The 20,590-nt window shown below is 69.8% G+C and carries 17 protein-coding genes; 3 read left to right on the top strand and 14 right to left on the bottom strand.

Going from position 1 to position 20,590, the window contains the following annotated elements; genetic code table 11:
* Positions 1 to 70: 70 nt before the first annotated feature.
* The 6 genes from M3U25_RS18675 to M3U25_RS18700 form a co-directional block, all read right to left on the bottom strand.
* Positions 71 to 2,440, bottom strand: a complete 2,370-nt coding sequence (locus M3U25_RS18675; RefSeq protein WP_355503362.1) for a DUF3772 domain-containing protein — start codon at positions 2,438 to 2,440, stop codon at positions 71 to 73.
* A 235-nt stretch (positions 2,441 to 2,675) separates the two neighbouring features.
* The gene (locus M3U25_RS18680) at positions 2,676 to 3,698 is read right to left on the bottom strand and encodes an NAD(P)H-quinone oxidoreductase (protein WP_355503360.1); all 1,023 of its coding nucleotides are present in this window, start codon (positions 3,696 to 3,698) and stop codon (positions 2,676 to 2,678) included.
* A 218-nt stretch (positions 3,699 to 3,916) separates the two neighbouring features.
* Entirely contained in the window at positions 3,917 to 5,233 is a 1,317-nt protein-coding gene (locus M3U25_RS18685) for a histidine-type phosphatase (protein ID WP_355503358.1), read from the bottom strand.
* An 8-nt stretch (positions 5,234 to 5,241) separates the two neighbouring features.
* Positions 5,242 to 7,743, bottom strand: coding sequence for a TonB-dependent receptor (locus tag M3U25_RS18690; RefSeq protein WP_355503356.1), 2,502 nt, complete (start codon positions 7,741 to 7,743; stop codon positions 5,242 to 5,244).
* 114 nt (positions 7,744 to 7,857) lie between these two features.
* Positions 7,858 to 8,940, bottom strand: a complete 1,083-nt coding sequence (locus M3U25_RS18695; protein ID WP_355503354.1) for a FecR domain-containing protein — start codon at positions 8,938 to 8,940, stop codon at positions 7,858 to 7,860.
* Positions 8,933 to 9,448 carry a sigma-70 family RNA polymerase sigma factor gene (locus tag M3U25_RS18700; protein ID WP_242159956.1) on the bottom strand — a complete coding sequence of 172 codons (516 nt, stop codon included), beginning with the start codon at positions 9,446 to 9,448 and terminating at the stop codon, positions 8,933 to 8,935. Before M3U25_RS18700 ends, M3U25_RS18695 begins: the two co-directional genes overlap by 8 nt.
* Positions 9,449 to 9,779: 331 nt before the next feature.
* On the opposite strand from M3U25_RS18700, the gene M3U25_RS18705 reads away from it, so the two are divergent.
* Positions 9,780 to 10,850: a pirin family protein gene (locus M3U25_RS18705; RefSeq protein WP_355503351.1), complete on the top strand. Its 1,071-nt coding sequence runs from the start codon at positions 9,780 to 9,782 to the stop codon at positions 10,848 to 10,850.
* A 652-nt stretch (positions 10,851 to 11,502) separates the two neighbouring features.
* Here the strand turns inward: M3U25_RS18705 and M3U25_RS18710 are convergent.
* The 5 genes from M3U25_RS18710 to M3U25_RS18730 form a co-directional block, all read right to left on the bottom strand.
* Positions 11,503 to 12,105 (bottom strand): hypothetical protein, encoded by a 603-nt coding sequence (locus tag M3U25_RS18710; RefSeq protein WP_355503349.1) that lies wholly within the window; start codon positions 12,103 to 12,105, stop codon positions 11,503 to 11,505.
* A 220-nt stretch (positions 12,106 to 12,325) separates the two neighbouring features.
* A complete protein-coding gene (locus M3U25_RS18715; protein WP_184502632.1) occupies positions 12,326 to 12,541 on the bottom strand; it encodes a hypothetical protein in 216 nt (71 codons plus the stop codon).
* Positions 12,542 to 12,544: 3 nt separating this feature from the next.
* The gene (locus tag M3U25_RS18720) at positions 12,545 to 13,105 is read right to left on the bottom strand and encodes a TlpA disulfide reductase family protein (RefSeq protein ID WP_355503390.1); all 561 of its coding nucleotides are present in this window, start codon (positions 13,103 to 13,105) and stop codon (positions 12,545 to 12,547) included.
* A 394-nt stretch (positions 13,106 to 13,499) separates the two neighbouring features.
* Positions 13,500 to 14,213, bottom strand: a complete 714-nt coding sequence (locus tag M3U25_RS18725) for a hypothetical protein (RefSeq protein WP_355503346.1) — start codon at positions 14,211 to 14,213, stop codon at positions 13,500 to 13,502.
* Positions 14,214 to 14,339: 126 nt separating this feature from the next.
* Complete coding sequence (locus tag M3U25_RS18730; protein WP_355503344.1) at positions 14,340 to 15,092, bottom strand: IclR family transcriptional regulator; 753 nt, start codon at positions 15,090 to 15,092, stop codon at positions 14,340 to 14,342.
* Between the two features lie 212 nt (positions 15,093 to 15,304).
* On the opposite strand from M3U25_RS18730, the gene fucP reads away from it, so the two are divergent.
* Entirely contained in the window at positions 15,305 to 16,612 is a 1,308-nt protein-coding gene (fucP, locus tag M3U25_RS18735; protein WP_355503342.1) for an L-fucose:H+ symporter permease, read from the top strand.
* Positions 16,613 to 16,615: 3 nt separating this feature from the next.
* Entirely contained in the window at positions 16,616 to 16,990 is a 375-nt protein-coding gene (locus M3U25_RS18740; RefSeq protein ID WP_355503340.1) for an L-rhamnose mutarotase, read from the top strand.
* Between the two features lie 378 nt (positions 16,991 to 17,368).
* Here M3U25_RS18740 and M3U25_RS18745 read toward each other — a convergent pair whose 3' ends face one another.
* The 3 genes from M3U25_RS18745 to M3U25_RS18755 all read right to left on the bottom strand — a co-directional run bounded on the left by M3U25_RS18745 (position 17,369) and on the right by M3U25_RS18755 (position 20,588).
* Positions 17,369 to 18,688, bottom strand: a complete 1,320-nt coding sequence (locus M3U25_RS18745) for an L-fuconate dehydratase (RefSeq protein ID WP_355503338.1) — start codon at positions 18,686 to 18,688, stop codon at positions 17,369 to 17,371.
* A 262-nt stretch (positions 18,689 to 18,950) separates the two neighbouring features.
* On the bottom strand, positions 18,951 to 19,808 hold the full coding sequence (locus M3U25_RS18750) for a fumarylacetoacetate hydrolase family protein (protein WP_355503336.1): 858 nt from the start codon (positions 19,806 to 19,808) through the stop codon (positions 18,951 to 18,953).
* 33 nt (positions 19,809 to 19,841) lie between these two features.
* Positions 19,842 to 20,588 carry an SDR family oxidoreductase gene (locus tag M3U25_RS18755; protein WP_355503334.1) on the bottom strand — a complete coding sequence of 249 codons (747 nt, stop codon included), beginning with the start codon at positions 20,586 to 20,588 and terminating at the stop codon, positions 19,842 to 19,844.
* Positions 20,589 to 20,590 lie beyond the last annotated feature (2 nt).

Here is a 20,590-nt window from a genome sequence, read left to right on the forward strand (position 1 = left end):
GACCTGCAGCGCCGACAGGCAGCAGCCAAGCCTGACTTGCGCTTCACCAATCCCCAATCCCCAATCCCCGCTACTGATGCACCAACTTCACTTCCTGCGGCGATTCCAGCGCGATGCCCTCCTCGGCCAGGCGCTGCAGCAGGGCGAAGAACAGGTCGCTGCGGGTGCCGTAGGTCAGCCGCGGCGAGGCCACGTAGGCGAAGCTGTTGAGGGTGACGTGGCCGCTGGCGATGGAGTCGATGAACACCGACGGCGCCGGGTCGTCCAGCACCCCCGGGTGCGCCGCGTACAGCTCCAGCAGCAGGGCGCGCAGCTTGGTCACATCGGTGCCCAGCGACACCGCGAACTGGATCTGCACCCGCCCCAGCGGCCCGGCCAGGGTCATGTTGCGCAGGGTCTTGGTGATCAGTTCGGAGTTGGGGACGATCAGGGTGGAGCGGTCGCCGACCTGGATCTCGGTGGCGCGCACGCTGATCCGGCGCACGTCGCCCTCCTGGTCGCCGATCTTGATCCAGTCGCCGATCTTCACCGGGCGCTCGGCGAGCAGGATCAGGCCGGACACGAAGTTCTGGGTGATCGACTGCAGGCCGAAACCGATGCCGACCGACAGCGCGCTGACCACCAGCGCGATGCGCTCCAGGCCGATGCCCAGGGCGGCCAGCGCCCACAACGCCGCCAGGATGATGCCGACATAGCGCGCCACCGTGCTGATCGAGTTGCGCGAGCCGTCGTCCAGTTCGGTCTTGGGCAGATAGGTCTGGGTCAACCAGCGATGCAGGTACTGCATGACGCCCAGGCCCAGCAGCAGCACCAGCACCGCGCGGGCGATCGCGCCCGGGTACAGCACCACCTTGTCGCTGACGCGGATGCCGTCGGACAGCAGCGAGAACCAGTCCGAGACGATGGAGACGTTGGTACCGAACGGCATCAGCAGCGCGCCGACGCCGATCAGCAGCAGCAGCACCCGCAGCAGCGCCGAGGTCAGCACGCCGGCCTGTTCCAGGCTGCTCGAACGCACCCCGAACGCGCCGTTGGCGGCGCGGCCGATGCGGCCTTCGCTGGCGAACAGCCACAGCGCGAAGTCGTCGGCGAAGGTCATCAGCAGGCGCACCGCACCGACGATCATGGTGATCCAGATGATCTGCCGGGTGATGAAAAGCCCCAGGTGCAGGTAGCCCAGCAGCGCCGCCAGCAGTGCCACCACCACCGCCACCTTGACCAGCACCCCGATCAACGCCAGCACCCCGCCGTGCTGGCCGGGCGGCGGCGGCTGGTCGTTGGCCAGCGCCTGCGCCGCGGCCTCGGCGTACTGCCGCCGGCGCAGCCGCGACAGACTGGTCAGCGTGGCCAGGATCAGCACCCCGTAGACCAGCGCGATCACCCCGTCGGCGGCGACGGTGGCCGAGTCGCTGGTGCGCGCGGCCTGGTTGACCACCAGCAGCATGCTGCTGAGCCAGGCCAGCGCCGCGGTGGCCCAGGTGTACTTGCGCAGGCGCCGCGCGGTGGCGTCGTCGATCGGGAACAGCCGCCAGCTCGGCTGGTTCGGCAGCAGCACGCTGGCGCCGAGCGAGCCCATGAAGGCCGCGGCGAAGCTGACCCACACGAAGCCATTGAGCACCGTCTCCAGGCGCTCGGGCACCGCATCGATGCTGCGCAGGGCCTCGGCCAGCGCCACCGCGGCCAGGCCCGGGGTCAGCGTGCCCAGCAGCAGGAACCAGATCGCCAGGCCGGAGCGGCGCAGGCGGCTGCCCGGCGCGCGCGACACCGCATAGCGCTTGCCCAGCCAGCGCAGCAGGTAGCGCAGCGGAAACAACAGGATCAGCGCAATGGCGATGCCGAACCCGAGCGCGCCGCGGCCATGCTCGGCGACCGCGCCCTGCAGCGCCTGCTGGCCCAGCGCATACAGCGCCAGCAACTTGGCCTGGTCGTCGGGGAAATCGGCGGCGATCTGCTTCCACAGCGCCGGCGACAGCGGCGAGGGCGAGCGCAGCGACAGCTCCTGACTGAAATGCTCGGCGCGCGCGCGTTCGATGTCGTCGGCCAGCTGCCGCGCCTCCACCACCATCAGCTTGCCGCGCTTGACCCCCGAATCCAGCGCGTCGCGCTGCTTGGTCAGCGCCTTGCGCTGCGCGGCGATGTCGGGCGAGTCGCCGGTGGCAGCCGGGCCGAGTTGCTGCAGGCGCGCATTGACCTGCGCCAGTTGCTGCGAGAGCGCATCGGCGGCGGTCTGCGCATCGTTGGCGGCATCGGAGACCTGCGCCACCAGATCCTGGAAGGCGGTCTGGTTGCCCGCGTCCACTTCCTGGCCGCGCGCGTCCTTCAGCGACTTGGCGGCGTTGTCCAGCAGGGTCTGCGGGTCCGGCGGCGCGTCGTCGGCGTCCTGCGGCTGGGCGGAGGCCACGGCCGCGCACAGCCACAACAGCAGCAGGACGCAACGCAACAGGGACGACGAGGACGCGGAACGGGGCAGCAGGCGCACGCAGGGACCGGCACGGGCAAGCGCGGACCACCGCGCGTGCGGCGCACTATACGGCGCGGCGCTTGAACCGGGCCAGCGGTGACGAGGGGCCGTGTGTGGCGAGGGGAGCGGAGCACCTGCGCGCGGTGGCATCGAGAGCTCCCCATCACGATCGGGATCGAGGGGAGGAGCGGCTAGCCGCGACCGATGCCCGCATTCACTGCGCTGCTGTCGTCAGCACGATCTTGCCGATGTGCGCGCTGGATTCCATCAGCGCATGCGCCTGCGCCGCCTCCTGCAGCGGGAAGCAGCGGTCCACCTGCGGCTTGATGCGACCCTCGGCCAGCAACGGCCACACCCGCTCCTCCAGTTCGCGTGCGATCGCCGCCTTCTCCATCACCGAGCGCGGACGCAGGGTCGAGCCGGTGTGGGTCAGGCGCTTGGCCAGCAGCGGCATCAGGTCCAGTTCGTGCACCTTGCCCTGCTGGATGCCGATCTGCACGATGCGTCCGTCCAGCGCCGCGGCCTGGTAGTTGCGCGCCAGATAGTCGCCGCCGATCAGGTCCACGATCACGTCGGCGCCGCGGCCCTCGGTCAGGCGCATCGTCTCGGCGACGAAGTCTTCCTCGCGGTAGAGGATGGCCGCCTCCGCGCCCAGCGCCAGGCTGGCCGCGCGCTTGTCGGCCGACCCCACGGTGCTGATCACCCGCGCGCCGAAGGCCCGCCCGAGCAAGGTGGCGACGCTGCCGATGCCGGAGGTGCCGCCGTGCACCAGCAGGGTCTCGCCGGACTGCAGGCGGCCGCGCTGGAACACGTTGGTCCACACGGTGAAGAAGGTTTCCGGCACCGCCGCGGCCTCGGTCAGGCTCAGCGCCGCCGGCACCGGCAAGGCGTTGCGTTCGTGCACCACCGCGTACTCGGCATAGCCGCCGCCGGCGACCAGCGCGCAGACCTGGTCGCCCAGGCGGTAGCGCTCCACGCCTTCGCCCAGGCCGACCACCTCGCCGGCGAACTCCAGCCCTGGCAGCGGCGAGGCGCCCGGCGGCGGCGGATAGCTGCCCTGGCGCTGCATCACGTCGGGCCGGTTGACGCCGGCCGCGGCCACCCGCACCAGCAGTTCGCCGCGCCCCGGATGCGGCAGCGGCACGCGCACCGGCACCAGCACCTCGGGCGCACCGGGCTGGCGGATCTCGATCGCGGTCATGGTGTCGGGCAGCGCGGCGGCGTGGGTCGGGGACATGGCGGGGGTCCTGGCAAAGAGCGCGGCGCACGCAGGCGCAGGCGCGTGGGGGAACCGCGATGATCGACCTTCCGCGCGGAGGGGTCCGTGATGGCGAGCGGCATTTACCCCGGCCCCGCGACACGCGTCGGAGCGGCTTCAGCCGCGACAGGCATGACTCAGCAACGCCCAGTCGCGGCTGAAGCCGCTCCTACGATGCCGCCAAGCGCAGGCGCCGCCTAATCGCTCACCGGTGCCGCCTGCGCCGGCCATGGCGTCATTGCCGGCACATCGGCCTCGACCCGCTGCGGATCCAGCCGCGCCTGCAGCGCCGGCAACGCCATCGCCAGCGGGCAGCGCAGTCGGCCGCCGCAGCCGGGCAGCGGCCAGCGCCGCTCGCGCAGGCCGTGGCCGTCGAAGCGGTTGGCGCGCAGCGCCGGCAGGGTCGGCACCACGCTGCGCAGTTGCAGGAAATCCTGGCCGTCCTGCCGCACCAGCTCCAGCAGCAGCGCGCCGCCGGGCGGATACGCGTCCGGCTGCCCGGGCACCAGCGGATCGATGCCGAACAGGCCGGCCAGATGCGCCAGGTTGGTGTCGTGGCCGAGCAGCACCAGCGCGCGCGTGTCCGCCGGCGCCAGCGGTGCCACCGCCGGCGTCTGCCCGGCCGCCGTTTGCAGCGTGGCCAGCAGGTGCGCGAGCAGGTTGGAGCCGCCGGCGCGTGCCGCCGGCAGCGCCCGCTTGCTGTAGGCGAAGGAGGCGTTGTGCAGGCCGATCAGCCGCTGCATTGCCGCGGCATCGGCGCGCCCCCACGCCACCTGCGGCAACGGCAGGCCTTGCGCATACTCCAGCATCAGGTTCTCGGCCAGGCTGCCTGCGGTCTTCAATGCCTTGGCCGCCTGTGCCGGCTCCTGCAGCCGCTGTGGATCGTCCAGACGCGGCGCGTCCGGCGCAGCGCAGGCCGAGGTCGCGCAGCCGGACAGCACCCGCTGCAGCGCGCGCAGGCGGGTGCGGGTGGCCGCGTCCAGGTGCAGCGGCGCCGCGGGCGCAGCGTCGTCCTTGTCCTCGTCCTTGCCGAAATGGAACAGCGGATTGTTCTGCGCCGTCGGCAACGCCAGGTACTGCGCCTGACATCCCGGCAGCAGTCCCTCGGTGAACGCCGCCGCGCTGTCGTGGTTGCGCGGCGTGCTGTCGGCGATCACCACCACGCCGGACCTGGCGCAATCCGGCGCCAGCGCTGCCGTGCCCAGCCAGCGCTGCCGATAGCGCGCACCCAGCGCCTGCATGCCGGCCGCCCCGTGCGCGGTGAGCTGGCCGGGCGCCACCGGCCATTGCGGCCACGGCTGCGCGGCGTACTTGGCCAACTCCTGTGGCGATTGCGTCGGCGCGCGCACGCCGTGGCGCATCACCACGATCGTCAGGCGCGCCTCCGCCGCGCTCGGTGCGGCGGCCGCCGCCTGCCTGGACGATGCGGCCACCGGCCAGGCGGCGCTGGCGACACACAGCAGCGCGGCCAGACGCCATCCGCTGCGCGCGCGTGCAAACTGGGGAAAGGACATGGCTGGCCTCAGAACTTCAGCGACAGGTCGAGGAACACGCCGCGCCCGGCCAGGCCGAAGTACAGCGGCTGGTTGTCGGAGGAGCGGGTGCCGGCGTAGCCGATCAACGCATGCCGGTTCAGCAGGTTGTTGACGTCCATGCTGATCGAGTAGCCCTTCAGGCCGTACGGCCCGTGCGTGCTGCGGTAGCCCAGCGCCGCGTCCAGGCTGGCGTAGCCGCCCAGGCGCTGGTCGTTGCCGAACACGGTGGCGCCGCTGGCCGCGGTGCTGTTGTCCACGCCGTACTGCGCGCCCACCACCTTCTCCATCAGCGAACCGAAATAGCCGGTGCCGCTGTTGTACAGCAGCCCCAGCGCCGCGGTCACCCGCGGCGTGCCGGCGACCTGGGTGCTGCTGTGCTTGTAGGTGGCGTCGTTGTAGCTGGCGTTGGCGTACAGGCTCAGCACCGGCGTCAGCGCGTAGGTGGCCTCGGCCTCGGCGCCGCGATACACCGCGCCGCCGCCGTTGACGTAGGCGTTCTCGGTGCCGATGTCGGTATTGATCAGGGTCTGGCTGATGTAGTTGCTGAAGTCGATGTAGTAGACGTCGGCGCCGAAGGTCAGGCCGCGCGCGGCGTAGCTGGTGCCGAGCTGGTAGTTGCTGGTCAGTTCCGGGCGCAGGCCGCGCGCGCCGTTGAGTTCGATCACGTCGATCGGCGGTGCCAGGAAGCCGCGCGCAGCCTGCACGTAGCCGCTCCAGTGCTCGTTGAAGGCCTGGTGCAGGCTCAGCGATGGCAGCGTGGCGTCGTAGCTGGCCGTGCTGTGCGCCGGCGCCGGCGGCGTGCTCTTGTTGAGCTCGGCATCGAGCTGGCGCTGCACCCGCGCGTAGCGCAGGCCCGGGCTGAGGGTCAGGCTGTCGCTGAGCTTCCAGTCGTACTGCAGATACGGCTGCAGCGTGTCGGTGCGGTCGTGCAGCTTGTAGTTGTACAGCGAGCCGTACTTGGTGCCGCTGGCCGCGCCGGTGCTCATGTCCACCGGCAACTGCTGACGCTCGTCGAGGTTGCGCTCCACCCACACGCCGGTCTGCAACTGGCCGGGGCCGAGGTCGCGCGCCAGCCGCAGCACGTCGCCGAAGGCGCGGAAGTCGTTGTCCGAGAGCTTGCCCGGCACGTCCTTGGCGGCCTTGGACAGCTTCTTGCCGGTCGCGCCATAGAAGGTCACGCCGTTGTCGGCAGCGCTCTCGCTGGTGGGGATGCTGGTCTTGGAAGCGGTGTGGTCGAAGCTGTTGTAGTAGACCTTGTTGTCCAGGTCCCAGTCGCCCAGGCGCGTGCTCAGGCCCAGGTAGGTGAAGCTGGAGTAGTAGGCGGCGGCGTTGTAGCCGGTGTAGTTCTGCAGGGTCGGATCGTCGCCCAGGCCGTAGCGCCAGCCGTGCTGCGCGATCTGCGCGCGGGTGGCGCCCTGCACGGTGTTCTGGTGCTCCTGGTTGTAGCTGCTGACGAAGGTCAGCGTGGTCGCCTCGCCCAGGTCGCTGACGGTCTTGAGGAAGGCGTGCTCGCGGCGGTCGTCGGTGCCGTTGAGGTAGGTGTCGCTGGCCTCCTTGGACAGGTCGGCGAACAGGCGCGTGTTGCCGATGTGCTCGTCGGCGCTGACACCACCGGCCCAGGTGTTCCAGCTGCCGCCGGTGCCGTAGACGGTGACGCCGTCCACCTCGCTGGGGTTGCGCGTGCGCAGCGCCAGGGTACCGCCGAAGGTGGCGTTGCCGATGGTGGCGCCACCGCCGGGGCCGCGGTCGATCTCGGCCTGGCCGAGCACGTGGTTGTTGAAGTAGGCCGAGGTGGTGTGGTGCAGATCGCTGGCATCGCCGAACGGGATACCGTCGAAGGTGATGTTGAACTGGCCGTCCTGGAAGCCGCGGATGCTGATGCCTTCGTTCTTGCCCAGGCCCGGGCCTTCCGGCGAGGTGGTGACCACGCTGGGCGCGTACTTGATGATGTCGTCGTAGTTGGAATTCAGGCGCAGGCCGTCGCGGATGAAGCGTTCGTCGATCACCGAGGTCGGCTGGCTCGCCTCCAGCGGCGCGGCGCTGGGCGCCAGCGTGTCGACGCTGTTGGCGGTGACGTTGATCGGCGCCAGTTCGCGCGGGCCGTCGTGCTCGCCGTCGGCCTCGGCGCGCGCCGGGGCGGCGCTGCGCGGCGCCCGCGGCGCGGCGGCCGGCACGGCGGCGACGCTGCTGCGCACGATGGCGACCGAGCCCGGGGTCAGCATGCGGTAGTCCAGGCCGGTGCCGGCGAGCAGCGCATGCAATTGCTGCGGCGGCGCCAGACCCGCCGGCGCGCCACTGCTGCGCAGGCCCGCGGCCAGCGCCGGGTCGTACATCAGTTGCAGGCCGCTGCTGCGCGCGAACTGGTCCAGCGCCTGCGCCAGCGGCATGGGCGCGATGGCCGCCGCCGTGGCGGCGGGTGCCGACCAGGCCGGCAGCGAGGACGCACTGCCGAGCAGCAGGGCGATGGAGACGACGAGAGGCTTGCGCATGACGATCACACCGGAGGGGAGGAAGGGCGGCCCCGCGCGTGCTGCGCGATGGCCATACGTCCTAGGAGTGCCCCGGTGCGCCGTGCGGCTACCGTCGATTGCGTGAATTTTTTCTTACAGCGGCGCCGGTGCGCGGCGGAGAGTCACCGCCTGCGCATCGCGCTGCACATGCACGCCGGGCAGACTGCCGACATAGGCGACGAAGGCCTCCGGATCGCGCAGGTGGAACACGCCGCTGACCCGCTGCGCCGCCAGCGCCGGGTCGGCGATGCGCAGCGGCCGCGTGGTGTAGGCGTTGAACAGCCGTGCCACCTCGCCGAGGCTGCGATCCTGCACGCCGACCTGCGCCGGCAGCCAGGCAGTGGCGTCGGCGATGTCGGCATGGTCGCGCAGCGCCAGCACGCGGCCCTGCGCATCCACCCGTGCCTGCTGGCCGCCGCCCAGGTCCGCCAGCGTCGTCCCCTCCGACGGCAGGTCGCCGCGGCGCCACCATGCCGGCGTGTCGCGCGACACCTGCACCCGCCCCTGCAGCACGGTGACCCGCGCCCCGCCGGCCTGCGGGTCGACCCCGAACACGGTGCCGATATCGCGCAGCACCAGGGTACCGACGCTGACCCGCAACGGCCGCGCCGGATCATGGCCGAGATCGAACACCGCCTTGCCGCGCAGCAGGGCGATATCGCGGCGCTGCGCGCCGTAGCGCACCGCGATCGCGCCGCCGCGCTGCAGTTGCACCACGCTGCCATCGTCCAGCGCGATGCTGCGCGGCGCGTCCGCCGGCGCTGCGTAGACCGTTGCCGGCACCGGCGTCGGCGCGCTCAGGCGCAGCGCCAGGCCGGCGGCGGCCAGCGCCAGCACGGCCGCCGCCGCCAACGGCCAGCGCCTGCGTCGTCGCACGACACCACGCGGGTTGAACGCCACCGCCGGTGTGTCCACGTCCGGGCGCAACGGCACCACCACCGCCCCGCTGCGCAAGGCATGCGCGCGCAGTTGCGCACTGCTGGCCTGCTGCGCCTGGGCCGCGGACGGCAGGTCGCCGTGCATGCGCGCGATGTCGAGATAGGCGGCCACGTGTGCCGGCGACTGCCGCAGCCAGCCCAGGAACTCGGCCTGCCGCGCCGGCGGCAGCGCGGTCTCGCGCTGCGCCAGGTACCAGTCTGCGGCGGCTTCGGCGCTGCGTCGTGACTCCTCACGCATAGCGCGCCATGCCCTGCCGGCACACCGCCAGGCCCTTGATGATGTATTTCTTGACCATGTGGCTGGAGATCTGCAGTTGCTCGGCGATCTCCTGGTAGCCCAGCTCGTCGCGGTAGCGCAGCACCATCGCCGCACGGCACTTCGGCGGCAGCCGCGCCATCAGTTCGGCCAGGCGCTGCCGGCGCTGCGCGCGGTGCACCTGCGCATCGGCCTCGCAGGGCACCGCGAGCCGGTCCAGCACGTCGTCCAGGCAGGTATCGCGCTGGCTGTTGCGCTGGTGCAGCAGCGCGTGCTCGCGCATCAGGTTGGCGGCGATGGTGAACAGGTAGGCTTCGGGATTGGCGATCTCCGGCGCATGCGCCTCGCTGCGCTGCAGCCGCAGCCACACTTCCTGCAGCAGGTCGTCGGTATCCCAGGCCGCGGCGCGGCGCTTGCGGAAATAGCGGCTCAGCGACGGCCGCCATTGCAGGAACAGCCGCGACAGGGCCGGCAAGGGTTCGGGACGCACCAGGCGCTCGCAGGATCGGAAAAGCCTGCGATGCTGGCCGCGGCAGATGACAGTCCAATGACGCACGGGTCCTGCGGGCGCAGCTGCGCGGTTGCGCCCCGGCAAGCATTCAGCGCACGCCGCTGCCTGCCGGGTTCGCGCGATCGGCGCATGCAACGCGGTCGGCCACCGCGCCTGCGCCATCGCCATGGACGCGGCGGCGGCGCAGCCCAGCGTTTCCTGTGCGGGACAGGATGTCCTTCGGGCCGGCCTTCCGTTCCATCGGCACCGCCCCATATCGTGAAGGTTGCCGCGTCCAACCTCGGGCGGCGCTCGCACGAAGGATCTCTCCATGACCGACCCCATCGTCCAGATCAAGCCGCTCGGCTTCCCTTGGGACACGATCGACCCGTTCCTGTTCTGCGTCTACCACGACGATGCCTACCCCGCCGGCAACGGCGCGATGGGGCCGGCGGCGCCGCTGCACGGCCGCGCCATCGGCCAGGACTTCAGCCGCAAGGACGGCTGGAGCATGTATCACGGCGAGGAGATTCCCGGCTTTCCCGGCCATCCGCACCGCGGCTTCGAGACCGTGACCATCGTGCGCAAGGGCCTGATCGACCATGCCGACTCGCTCGGTGCGGCGGCGCGCTTCGGTGCCGGCGACGTGCAATGGGTGACGGCCGGCGCGGGCATCGTCCATTCGGAGATGTTCCCGCTGCTGGACACGGCCGCGCCCAACCCGCTGGAACTGTTCCAGATCTGGCTCAACCTGCCGGCGCGCAACAAGCTGGCCGCGCCGCACTTCACCATGTTCTGGTCGGAAGACCTGCCGCGCTTCACGGCCACCGACGATGCTGGCCGCACCACCGAGGTGGCCTGCGTGGCCGGCCGCATCGGTCCGATCGACGCCGCGCCCGGCAGCGCCGGCGGCCCGCTCGCGCCGCCACCGGATTCGTGGGCCGCGCAGGACGATGCCGATGTGGCCATCTGGACGATCCGCATGGCACCCGGCGCACACTGGACCCTGCCCGCCGCGCAAGGCTGCGGCACGCGCCGCAGCCTGTACTTCTTCAAGGGCGCAGCGGTGACGGTGGGCGGACGCCCGGTGACACGCCACGCGGCGATCGAGTTGCGCGCCGATCAGGCGGTCGAGTTGGTCAATGGCGGCGGAGAGGCGAGCGAGTTCCTGGTGCTGCAAGGCCGTCCGATCGCCGAACCGGTGGCCCAACACGGTCCGTTCGTGATGAACACCCAGGCCGAAATCGCCCAGGCCATGGCCGACTATCGCCGCACCCAGTTCGGCGGCTGGCCATGGCAGGACGAGGCGCCGGTGCACGGCAGCGACCCGACCCGCTTCGCGCGCCATCCGGATGGGCGCGAGGAGCGGCCGGCACCGCAAGCGGTCGCCGCCAACGGCTAGGGCGTGTTACCGATTGCCGAGGATGCCGCGTTGGGCGTGGCAGGCGCGCGCAATCGCAGCGCTGCATGCTCCGGGACGAATGGCACGCCCTGGCGGCTCTTGCTTCTCCCTCGTCGGAAGCATGGCCCGCATTTTCGGGGACGGTGCCCCGCAGGGGCGGATGGGGAGACTGGCGTCGCATTGTGCGCCCCAACTGTGCAAGTCGCTTCGCGCCGTACCCTCACCCCAACCCCCGCTCCGCGCCCCGGCCCGCGCTTGCGGCGCGGGCGCTCCAGGGTGCGCGCGCCAGTGGCGCGCAGGCCGCACCCTGTCGCCCCAACGGGAGAGAGGCTATGCGCACTCACTCGTCCTTGCCACCGGCGCACGCAATCGTGGCGCGGCATGCTCGGGGATTGATGGCACGCCCTGGCGGCTGTTTCTTGTCCCTTTGGGGGCATCGCCCTCACTTTCGAGGGCGGTGCCCCGCAGGGGCGGATGAGGAGACTGGCGCAGCTTCGGGCGCCCCAACTCTGAAAGTCGCTTCGTGCCGTACCCTCACCGCAACCCCCGCTGCGCGCCCCGGCCCGCGCTTGCGGCGCGGGCGCTCCAGGGTGCGCGCGCCAGTGGCGCGCAGGCCGCACCCTGTCGCCCCAACGGGAGAGGGGCTATGTGCTCAGTAGCGTGCCGACGCCAGCGCCTGTGCGCGCTCCAGTTGCTCGGCGATGCGCTTACGCGCCTGCTGCAGTTCCTGGCGGGTGGCGTCTTCCTTGGCGGCCGGCACCAGCTCGGCGTCGATCACCGACAGCGCATCGGAATACTGCCGCACCACCGCCGCCGCGTAGGCGTTCATGTAGGCGGAGTTGTCCTTCTCATCTCCCAGCGCCTGCAACTGCGCGCGGCCCTTGGCCACCTGCGCGGCGATCTTCTCCGCATCGCCAGGTCCCCCCTTGCCGGCGCTGGCCGGGTCGGCATCGTGGTGCACGGCGATGGTCTCGCGGGCGAAGTCGGCCACGGTCTTGCTGACATCGCGCGACAGCGCCTGCTTCGACAGCGCCACCACGTTGCCCTCCAGCACCTGCAGCATCGCCTTGGCCGAGGCGTCGCCACCGATCGGCGCACGCCCGCTTTCGCCGCCGACCGGCGCGGCGGTGGGCTGCGGCGAGGTGGCCGGTGCGGTGCGCGAGGCCTGGTCGCCGGGCTTGCCGCAGCCGCTCAACGCGACGGCGGTCAGCGCCGCAAGCAGGGACAGGCGGGCGGGATGAAAGGGTGAGGTCATGGAAGGCTCCTGGTTGGTCTGCGTCCCACCATGCCCAGCCGCCGCGCAAACCTGCGTGAATCGTTGGCGGCGGACCGGGTTGGATCCAGGCTTCCGTGAACGCATGCGCGCTACCTGCATCGCCAAAGCGCGGCGCCTAGGCGCGTGCGGGCCGGCCATCATTGCGCCTATTGCGCTACATCCCCGGGGCCGGCCTGGCGCGACCGGCCCCGGGCGCAACTCAGCCGCAGCAGTAGCAGATCAGCGGCTGTCCGGGGCCACCCGGTCCCAGCTCGCCGCCGAACGGCGCGCATTCCTGCTGGCAGGCCCAGGCGCTGCAGGCCGCCTCCTTCTCGATGCCGTCGCCGGCGGTCGCCTGCACCGCGCCAAAGCCCATGCTGGCCAGGAACACGGCCGCGAGCATCCCGTTGCGTAACGCTGTCCAACGCTGTTTCATGGCTTACTCCTCGATGGTTGCCAAGGCCGGCGGCACATCCGTGCTGCGCACTGCGGCCATCAGGTCCTGCATCCGCTCCGTGGTGTCGAAAACGCCGACCCGCGCATAGCGCACGCGTCCCTCGCGGTCCAGGGCAAGCAACGTCGGCACGTTGCGCGCGCGGAACAGCATCAGCGCGCGGCGATCGGTCAGCGTGGTCACCGGAAACGTGAAGCCATGCTCGGCGGCGTAGCGCTGCGCCTGCGCGGGACTGCAGTGGCACACGCCCAGCACCTGCACGCCGGGCTGCTGCGCGGCCAGGCGCTGCGCCGCCTGCACCACGTTCGGCGCCGAGCGCTTGCAGTACGGGCAGGTGGTGGTGAAGAAGAACAGCACCTGGCGCTCGGCCGTCGGCTCACCGAGCGTCAGCGATGCGCCGTCCAGGCTGGTGGCGGCGATACGCGGCACGTACATGCCCAGATACGGCTCGGTGGTGCGGGTGACGAACCAACGCCGTTCCTCGCGCAGGCTGCGGTTCTGCCAGGCCAGCACCAGCACCAATGCACAGGCCACCAACAGCGCCAACCAACTCCAGGGAAACCGCCGTGCCATGCCGTATGCCTGTGTCGCCATGATCGGTGCAGGCTGCGCAGCCTTGGCGCGATGGTCAACGCTTTGCGCCCGCAAGCGGCGAGTGCTTGATCAGGCTGGGGATCGAGTCACGCGTACCATGGGCGCGCATTCCAGCGATGTGCCGCACATGTGGGCATGCAGCGCAGCCGCGGGCATTTGCTGACCTTGCCGTGTACTGGGCGCGCGGCGCTAGAACAGCGGCGAGAGGCAGGCATTGCATGCGTCAACGCACGGATGGCGATGCGTCAGTCAGGAGGTCTCCCGAGCGCTCCATGTCGCAGACAGGTCAGGCTGCTTATCCCTGCGTTAAGCCGCGCCACGAAGTGGCGCCAGCTTGAATGAATGGCTAGCCTCGAACCGACGCAAACACGGCTGCAACGACGGGCAAATAACGCTGGCAAAGCTCGCTGATGTCGTTTGCCATGGAAGTGATTTTCTCTGCCCTCTCAAGAAGCGAAAGAGCAACCGTATTCTGTCGCTGCTCTGGCGGGGTGGCTGCCTCGCGGGCGATAGCGTTAAGAGACTCAATCAACTCGTTGCGTTGATTCTGCGTCAGGTCGCCACTTTGGAGAATTGCCTCAGAAAGCTCTTTGAACGCTTGCGCGAGGTCCGGTTGGCTGAGCTGTGTCAACGTAGAGATTGACTGATCTAGACCGCCGATCGAGCCAGTATTGATGGTCCCGACCACACTGTTGTTGACTGATATGTTGTTCAAACGAACGTCTCCAACGTGAACTGGTCTCAAGCGCGGTGGAAACCTTGGCCCCATGGGGCCAATGCCTATGCTCACATCCATCTCGTCACTGATGTAGTTGAGCATCCTCTCGTGATTCTCTAACTGTTGCTGCTGGATGTGCGCCACCTTGGAATAACAATTGAGACACAACGGGATGTTTTGCTCTCCCACCTGATACATGGCCGGACTTGGGCATTGATAGCACTTCACGTGTCCTAGAACTCCCCTGGCGTCTAACAACTGAGTTAAGCCGCGCCGCGACGCGGCATTCGGCTTGAATGAATGCTTGGGCTGTAGTGAAAGATATGCCAGCACATGGACCATGCTCCCCAGCAACGCCAACGAGCATTGAGCATGCCACGGATCGCGGTCGCGGGGCTTACGCCCTCCGCTCGCCTATTGCTACGCCGTCATGGCACCCCAGCCTCGGACTCGCCATGAACATGGCACCTACGCCAACGCCGCACTGATCTGCGCCGCGGCGTCGCACACCGCGCGCATCGCCGCCTGCGCGTCGATCGGTTGCGGGCGGCGTTCGATGAAGGGCACGGTGAGGGTGTAGCGGGCGATGCCGTGCTGCAGGATGGGTGCGGTCAGGTCGATCACCCCGACCACCGCCTCGCTGGGATGGATGCTGTAGCCCAGCGCGCGCACCTCCTGCGCCGCGGCCAGGAACGCGGCGCGGTCGTACGCCACCTCGCTGGTGTCCAGGCGCTGCAGCAACTGCGCCTGCGCATCGGCCGGCTGGAACGCGAACAGCACCAGGCCGGAGGTGGAGTGCGCGAAGGGACGGCGGTGGCCGGGACGCACCACCAGCCCCAGGTCGCTGGGCACGTCCATCTGCGCGATGACCACGATCTGGTCGTCCGACGGTGCCACCAGGTGGCAGGGCTGACGGATCGCGTCGGCCAGCGCGCGCATCACCGGCAGCGCCACCTCGGTGACGTTCTGCACGCGCGGCTGCTGCATGCCGAGCATGAACAGGCGATTGGTCAGCGTGTAGCCGCCCTCGCCCGCGGCCCGGGTCAGGTAACCGCGCTCTTCCAGCACCTGCAGCATGCGGAAGATCTCGCCGCGCGAGCGGCCGATGCCCTGCGAAATCTCGCCCATGGTCATCGGCCGCCCGTCCCGCGCCAGCAGCTCCAGGATGTCCAGCCCCTTGTCCAGGGCGGGCGCGCGGTACTTGGGCAAAGGGGTGGTCATTCCGTCGAGGACCCGGCAGCAGGCGAAGAGGACTAGGGTACAGGGACGCCGCACCGGGTCGCACCGCTGGCGACGTGCGCCGCGTGAATCAATGCAGGCGACATCATGCAAATATGAACTCAAATTTTATATTTGCATGGCACTCGCCGGCGCAGTACGCTCCGCCGACAATCCGAACGCGACGCGGCACACCTTGGGAGGGGTAGGCGGCAATGCACTACAGCAGCGAACGCGCCACGTCGGCGCCCGCCAGTCTCACCCGGACCGCGCTCGCGCCGCTGGTCCTGATCGTCAGCCTGTTCTTTCTCTGGGGCATGGCGAACAACCTCAACGACATCCTGATCAAGCAGTTCAAGAAGGCCTTCGAACTGACCGACCTGCAGGCCGGCCTGGTGCAGAGCGCGTTCTACCTGGGCTACTTCGTGTGCGCGATCCCGGCGGCGATGTTCATGCGCCGCTACAGCTACAAGGCCGCGGTGGTGCTGGGCCTGCTGCTGTATGCGGTCGGCGCGTTCCTGTTCTACCCGGCCGCGCAGGTGCACACCTACTGGCTGTTCCTGCTGGCGCTGTTCGTCATCGCCAGCGGCCTGGCGTTCCTGGAGACCACCGCCAATCCGCTGGTCACCGTGCTCGGCCCCGCCGAAGGCGCGGCGCGGCGGCTGAACCTGGCGCAGGCGTTCAATCCGCTGGGCTCGATCACCGGCATCCTGGTCGGCCAGCACTTCATCCTGTCCGGGGTGGAACACACCCCGCAGGAACTGGCGGCGATGGCGCCGGCCGCGCGCGAGACCTTCTTCGCCACCGAATCGCTGGCGGTGCAGACCCCGTACCTGATCATCGGCGCGGTGGTGCTGCTGTGGGCGTTGCTGATCGGGCTGACCCGCTTCCCGACCACTCGCGCCGGTGGCGACAGCGCCGGCGCCGGCGGCTTCGGCCAGCTGCGGCGCAACCGTCGTTTCATGTTCGCGGTGATCGCGCAGTTCTTCTACGTCGGCGCGCAGGTCGGCATCTGGAGCTACCTGATCCGCTACCTGCAGGACGGCGTGCCCGGCACCCCGGAGAAGACCGCCGCCGATTTCCTTACCGTCTCGCTGGTGCTGTTCATGGCCGGTCGCTTCATCGGCACGGCGCTGCTGCGCTTCCTGGCGCCGGCACGGCTGCTGGGCGTGTTCGCCCTGCTCAACCTGCTGCTGTGCGCGGTGGCGGTGGCGTTGCCGGGCTGGATCGGCCTGTACGCGCTGGTCGCCAGCAGCCTGTTCATGTCGGTGATGTTCCCGACCATCTTCGCCCTGGGCCTGGACGGACTGGACGACGACGCGCGCAAGCTGGGCGCCTCGCTGATCGTCATGGCGATCATCGGCGGCGCCGCGCTGACCGCGGTGATGGGCGCGGTGTCCGACCATGCCGGCATCCACTGGGCGATCGCGGTGCCGGCGCTCGGCTTCGCGGTGATCCTCGGGTTCGCGCTGCACGCTTCGCGCCGCAGCGCGACGCCCCTCCCCTCTGCCCGCGGAGCCTGAGCCATGCCACGCCATTGCTACCTGCTGGACCTGCACGACGACCCGGCGCTGATCGCCGAGTACGAACGCTGGCACCGTCCCGACACGGTGTGGCCGGAGATCGTCGCCTCGCTGCACGCGGCCGGCATTCGCGAGCTGGACATCCACCGCTGCGGCGACCGCCTGGTGATGCTGATGGACGTGGACGAGGACTATTCGCCCGCGGCCAAGGCCGCCGCCGACGCCGCGGACCCACGCGTGCAGGCCTGGGAAGAGTTGATGTGGCGCTTCCAGAAGCCCTTGCCCGGCTCGGCGCCCGGCGAGAAATGGCGCGAGGCGCTGCAGATCTTTTCGCTGCAGGCGGCGCTGGCGGAGCAGGAGCGCAACGGCGCGGGTTGAGGTATTGCGTGGGCGTTTGGGTATGTTGGAACGACGGTGCCGACTGCGCGCCAGACCGGCAGGTTTGTCGCTTCGCTCGTCGCGGCTGAAGCCGCTCCTACGGTTCCAGAGCGTGCGGCACGGACGATCGCAGAAAGTACGGCAGGCGCGACGGATGCTCTGTGATTTTTGTGGGAGGGACTTCAGTCCCGACTGCTGCCGAAGCCAATGCCTTCACAGGTTCATGCGTCGCGACTGAAGTCGCTCCCACAAGGAGCGATCCAGGATCGCTAGCGCCGCCGTTGCAGGAGCGGCTTCAGCCGCGACCGGTGCACCGCAACCGGCATGCACCACAACCGGTGCGCTTCCTTCGGCGGAAGCGCACCAATGCCGTTGGCATCAGGCGCCCTGCGCCGCCAGATCCGCACTCCAGAACGGGCCATCCGGATACAGGAACTCGCTGACCGAGGTGGCATGCATCTCGGCCGAGAAGCCCGGCGCCGTCGGCGCCAGATAGCGGCCGTGCACGATCCGCACCGGATCGACGAAGTGCTGGTGCAGGTGGTCGACGAACTCGATCGCGCGGTCTTCCATCTTGCCGGTGATGGCGACGAAATCGGCCATCGCCAGGTGCTGCACCAGTTCGCACAGGCCCACGCCGCCGGCATGCGGGAACACGCGCACGCCGAACTTGGCCGCCAGCAGCAGGATCGCCAGGTTCTCGTTGACGCCGCCCACGCGTGCGGCGTCGATCTGGATCAGGTCCACCGCGCCGGCCTGCAGCAACTGCTTGAACACCACCCGGTTCTGGGTGTGCTCGCCCGTGGATACCGGCACCGGGGCGATGCCGCGGCGGATCGCGGCGTGGCCGAGCACGTCGTCGGGGCTGGTCGGCTCCTCGATCCAGGCGATGTCGAATTCGGCGAGCTGGCGCATCCAGGCGATCGCCGGGCCCACGTCCCAGCGCTGGTTGGCGTCCACCGCCATGGCGATGTCCGGGCCGATCGCCGCGCGCGCCAGGCGACAGCGGCGGATGTCGTCCTCCACGTTGGCGCCGACCTTGAGCTTGATCGTGCGGAAGCCGTCGGCCACCGCCTCCTTGGCCAGGCGCACCAGCTTCTCGTCGGAATAGCCGAGCCAGCCCGGCGAGGTGGTGTAGGCCGGATAGCCCTGTTCGAGCAGGGTCTGGATGCGTTCGGCGCGCAGCGGTTCGGCGGCGCGCAACATGGCCAGCGCTTCGTCCGGGGTCAGCGCGTCGCTGAGGTAGCGGAAGTCGATCGCGGCCACCAGTTGCTCCGGCGACAGCTCGGCGATGAAGCGCCACAGCGGCTTGCCGGCGCGCCGCGCGGCCATGTCCCAGGCGGCGTTGACCACGGCGCCGATGGCCATGTGCATCACGCCCTTCTCCGGGCCCAGCCAGCGCAGCTGCGAGTCGTCGGTGAGGCTGCGCGCGAAACCGCCGAGGTCGCCGATCACCGTCTCCACGTCGCGGCCGACCACGTGGTGCGCCAACGCCGCCACCGCCGCGCTCTGCACGTCGTTGCCGCGGCCGATGGTGAAGGCCAGGCCGTAGCCGGCCAGGCCGTCGTCGGCGTCGGTGCGCAGGCGCAGATAGGCGGCCGAATAATCCGGATCCGGATTCATCGCATCGGAACCGTCCAGTTCGCGCGAGGTGGGGAAACGAACGTCGAAGGTCTCGAGCGCGACGATTTTGCTCATGGGGATCCTGGTGGGTGAAGCGGTGAGAAGAACAGTCAAAAACAGCGCTGGAGCAGCCCCTCTCCCCCGGGAGAGGGGTTGGGGTGAGGGTGCGGGAGTGCATGGCGAGCACCGACCCTGTGAAACAAGAACGGAGTAACAGCACGTGGACGTGGCGCTCGCGCGGAAGCGAAAGCCACTTGCAATGCGAGGTGGCTTCGCCCCTACCCTCACCCCAACCCCTCTCCCGGGGGGAGAGGGGCTTTGCATCTCGCGGCGTTGCTTACTGCGCGTCGCGCGGATGCGCGACCACGGCCTGGCGCTGCTCGCCCAGGCCTTCGATGCCCAGCCGCATCACGTCGCCCGGCTTCAGGTACACCTGCGGCTTCTGCCCCAGGCCCACGCCCGGCGGCGTGCCGGTGCTGATCACGTCGCCCGGCAGCAGGGTCATGTAGCGGCTGATGTGGCTGACCAACTCGGCCACGCCGAACACCATCGTGCGGGTGCTGCCGTTCTGGTAGCGGTGGCCGTTGACCTCCAGCCACATCGACAGGTTCTGCGGATCGGGCACCTCGTCGGCGGTGACCAGCCACGGGCCGATCGGGCCGAAGCCGTCGCAACTCTTGCCCTTCACCCACTGGCCGCCGTGCTCGAGCTGGAACGCGCGCTCGGACAGGTCGTTGATCACCGCATAGCCGGCGACGTGCGCCAGCGCCTCGTCCACCGACACATCGCGCGCGGTGTCGCCGATCACCACGCCCAGCTCCACTTCCCAATCGGTCTTGAGCGAACCGCGCGGGATCGTCACCGTGTCGTTGGGGCCGCTGATCGCGCTGGTGGCCTTCATGAACAGCACCGGCATCTCCGGCACCGCCATGCCCGACTCGGCAGCGTGGTCGGCATAGTTCAGCCCGACGCAGATGAACTTGCCGACGCGGCCGACGGCGGCGCCGTAGCGCACCTCGCCGTCCACCCGCGGCAGCGTGGCCGGGTCGAGCACGCGCAGCTTGGCCAGGCCGGCGGCGGTGAGATGCTCGCCCGCGACGTCGTCGATCACCGCCGAGAGGTCGCGCAGGTGGCCGTCGGCATCGAGCAGGGCCGGGCGTTCGTGGCCGGGTTCGCCGTAACGCAGCAGTTTCATGGGGAAATCCTCTGTCGTAGTGGGAAGGCGCGGTCAGTTCGACCAGCCGCCGTCGATGATGTGGGTCTGGCCGGTGGTGAACGAGGATTCGTCCGAGGCCAGGTACACCACCAGCTGCGCGATCTCGCGCGGGTCGCCCAGGCGGCCCATCGGCTGGCGGTCGGTGAAGCTCTTCCACACTGCCTGCTCGTCGCCGCCCAGCGCCTTGACCCGCTCGCCCAGCGACGGCGTCTTGATCGTGCCCGGGCAGATCGCGTTGCAGCGGATGCCCTTGGCCACGTAGTCGGCGGCGATGGCCTTGCTCAGGCCGATCACCGCCGCCTTGGTCACGCCGTAGGCGAAGCGGTTGGGCACGCCCTTGATGCTGGACGCCACCGAAGACATGTTGACGATGCTGCCGTGGCCCTGCGCGAGCATGCCCGGCAGTACCGCCTGGCACAGGTAGTACATCGCATCGACGTTGATCGCGAACGAGCGCTTCCAGGCCGATACGTCGCAATCGAGGATGCTGCCCTGGTGCACGTAGCCGGCGCAGTTGAACAGCACGTCGAAGGTCGGCTGCGCCGCCACCAGCGCCTGGATCGCGCCGGCGTCGGTGACGTCCAGCGTCTGCGTGACGATGCCGTCGGCCTCGGCGGCCAGCGCCTGCAGCGCGGCGGCATCGATGTCGGTGGCCAGCACCTGCGCGCCTTCGCGCGCGCAGGCCAGTGCGCTCTCGCGGCCGATGCCGGCGCCGGCGGCGGTGATCAGGCAGCGCTTGCCTTGCAGACGGCCGCTCATGC

The sequence above is a fragment of the Xanthomonas sp. PPL134 genome (genome assembly GCF_040595915.1).
Lineage (GTDB): Bacteria > Pseudomonadota > Gammaproteobacteria > Xanthomonadales > Xanthomonadaceae > Xanthomonas_A > Xanthomonas_A indica.